General features: G+C 64.8%; 3 protein-coding genes and 1 pseudogene. 2 read left to right on the plus strand and 2 right to left on the minus strand.

The annotated features are described in order from the left end of the window. A pseudogene (locus APY03_RS45060) lies at window positions 1-413 on the minus strand (hypothetical protein); the annotation flags it as partial. A gap of 7 nt (window positions 414-420) precedes the next feature. Beyond that, window positions 421-621 (minus strand): hypothetical protein, encoded by a 201-nt coding sequence (locus tag APY03_RS36015; protein ID WP_068685017.1) that lies wholly within the window; start codon window positions 619-621, stop codon window positions 421-423. 113 nt (window positions 622-734) lie between these two features. Here APY03_RS36015 and APY03_RS45065 point away from each other — a divergent pair, with 113 nt between their 5' ends. Continuing rightward, complete coding sequence (locus APY03_RS45065) at window positions 735-953, plus strand: hypothetical protein (RefSeq protein ID WP_232324546.1); 219 nt, start codon at window positions 735-737, stop codon at window positions 951-953. A 140-nt stretch (window positions 954-1,093) separates the two neighbouring features. Next, a complete protein-coding gene (locus APY03_RS36025) occupies window positions 1,094-1,423 on the plus strand; it encodes a hypothetical protein (protein ID WP_146039580.1) in 330 nt (109 codons plus the stop codon). Window positions 1,424-2,830 lie beyond the last annotated feature (1,407 nt).

Consider the following 2,830-nt stretch of genomic DNA (forward strand, 5'->3'; position numbering starts at 1 on the left):
CTAGCCAAGGCTTCGAACGAAGCTGCGCCCTCCCCGGCAGAGATCGGCAGGACACGGGCCTTCGGATCGTCGCCAATCATCTGGAGCCAGTGCGTCAATGTCTTGGCAGCTGCCGACATCTCCGTGTGTGGCAAAGGCTCGGTTTCGTCGCGCACCTTGGCCGTCACGGCCTTGCGGTTCAAGCCCGTGGTCACCGAAAGCTGGCTGATGTTCGGTTCCGTGCCCTTCAAGCGCCAGGCCCGCCGAGCTTCATCGATCAGGAGCTCGCGCAGCGCGAGCTCGAGATGGGAGTGCTTCAGGCCAAAGGCCAGTGCGAGCCGTACGACCGGTCGCATCACGCGTGCGCAGGCTTCGAGTACCCAGCCGATCTGCCTTCCGGCTTCGTTGCCAGCCTCGCCGGTCGGCGCGGTCATGTCTGCCTCACGCTTGGCGCTTCTCGATCCAATGCGACTGGTACCCAAAGATCCTGTTCCCGGTTGCCGTGGCGTGACTGAGCTTGTCTCTGTTGTGGGGCGTGTCCGGCACCCACAAACCGAGCCCAGGATCGCGTTCCTCAGGAGAAACCTTGTCGGACCAGCGCAGCCTGATCTCGAACATCACGCGCAGTGTCTTGTACGACACGATGCTTCCTTGGGCTTAAAGTGAAAGACGGCCAGTTACGTGCCGGGGACACCAACATCAGCCGGCGTCTGACAGTGGGACGCTCACCAATATAAGACAACCGCACTACTCGTGTGAATGTTTCCCACGCGGCCGCTCTGATCGGAGAAGAAGATGTCACGGTTCGTCAATCGCCAGAAGAGGTCAGCGGCACGGCGGAATTGCTGGTCGAAGCGCATGGCGAGGCGCGAAAGCTCATCCAGCAAGGGAGTCTGCGTCAGGAAAGAGCGAGAACGCATCGATCTGGCGTTGGCAGCTCGCGCGAGGCGAGCCGTCCAGCTACGCATCGTTGATGCATTTGGAAGGCATCTGCGCGGCGCAGGAGCGGGGCCCACGAACGAAGATCTCCAGGCCTTCGCGAAGCTGGCTGTTGCGGAGCAGCGGCTTCGGCGCCGGCTTGCACCGACCAGGTCCTCCGGCAAGGAGAGCCGCCGTGAGCTCTAGCATCGTTGTGGGCGAAAAGAATCCGCCGGGCGTGGTCTACGGAAACCTGATGGACCTGGCGCTGCTGCGTACAGGGCTAGGCTCGACGGAGATCTGCGAAGCCTGCAGCACCATCAACCTCGGCTCTGCGCGATTTTGCAAGGGCTGTACGCACAAGCTCCCAGCCTTCTACGACGACGAGCGCGCCTTCGAACCCACGTTCCTGAGCGGGCGTCAACAGCCGGGTTCACTCTTGCCGACGCGAACATTGGATCTGGGTGCATTCTGGCTGGTGGTCAACTTGCTCGCGGGCATAACCGCGCTGGTGCCGATCGCATAGCGCCAGCAACAAGCTGCAAGCCATGACCGAGGCAGCCCGCCAACCTAGATCGGACCCTAGCGAGCCGGTGACGGGTTCACCGACGTTGGTCGCTGCAAATGAGCCGCAGCAAGCGTTGAATTCAGCACCATCGGCGGTACCGGCACAGCCCGACTGGACAGACTGGCAGGCGCCGGGCCCGGCGATTCAGCCGCAGCATCTGACTCGCGTCTGCAGCCAGTGCCAGACCCTCAACAGGGACACGGCCCGGTATTGCCGTCATTGCGCCGCAAAGCTTCTGCCGGAGAGCGACAAATCGACGCAGACGCGGACAAATGACACGCCTGCGCCGCAAGGCTCGACCCGATCTCTGGATTCCTGGCCTCCGATGCGCGCCGAGCGCGGGAGCAAGACGCCTCGTCGGGTCTTGGGAATTCCTGTGCCTGCAGGCGTTGATGTGTCGATCGTCTGGCTGTTGATCATCCTGGCGCTGCTGCATGTCGTCTTCGTGCTCTGGTATCTCGGGCGACCCGCCAGGCAGGGACCGCCGATCTCTGGTCCGGCCTCGGTGGCCACGAAGCCGAGCGCGGCACCAGAAAGTCCGACCCCACCAATGTCGCCCCGGGCCGCTGAGCCAGCTGTCGCCATTCAGGCCGAACGCGAGCCCGCTCGGCCGGCCGATCAGATTTCCGCCGAGCCGGTTCCTGCGCCCTCGATGCAAGCGCTGAGCGACCCCCTTCCATCGACGGATGCGGAGGCCAGGACAGAATCAGCGCATCCTCAGACTCAAGAGGCCCAGCTTGCCCCGGCGCCCACGGGTTCTGTTGCTGAAAACGAGGCCACCCCACCCCAGGGGGCATCGGCTAGCGTAGGGGAGCCCATGCGTGTCGCATCGGCGCGCAGGCCCAACAAGTCCGGATCCGTCGGCCTCGCCCGGACTGATAGATCGACGAAACCGCATGAGCGCCAGAGGCTTGTCGAAGCACACAAAGCCGAGCCAAGGGTGGCCACTGCGCCTGAGAAGGCAGGCGATCTCACGGGCAACGCAGCTTCCAGGGGCCTTGCTCCGCCGGTCGCTGCTCAGCCACCATTGGTTCCCGGTGCGCCGCCCCGCGTGAGCGAGCCGCGTTCCGGCGCGGTGCCGCGCACGCAATACCAGGTCGCGGCCCCTAGGTCGCCCGCGGCTCCCGCCTATTGCGATAGGTACAACCCCTACGGTGAGGCGCCGTGCGTGAACGCTTTCCCACCGACCCGGATGGCGCAGCCATCGCCTGCCGGTCAGCGCCCTGGTGAGACTGGAGTGCCGCCTAAGGGGAAAGGCAGCCTCAATTGGCTCTTTGCAGGTGGCGACGGGTCTGGCGGCGGTGGCGCTGGCGGCTCGGGTGGTAGCGGACCTGGTGGTGGCGCCGGCGGCGGCGGACCTGGTGG

Origin of the sequence: Variovorax sp. WDL1 (genome assembly GCF_001541225.1) — a bacterium.
GTDB lineage: Bacteria > Pseudomonadota > Gammaproteobacteria > Burkholderiales > Burkholderiaceae_C > Variovorax.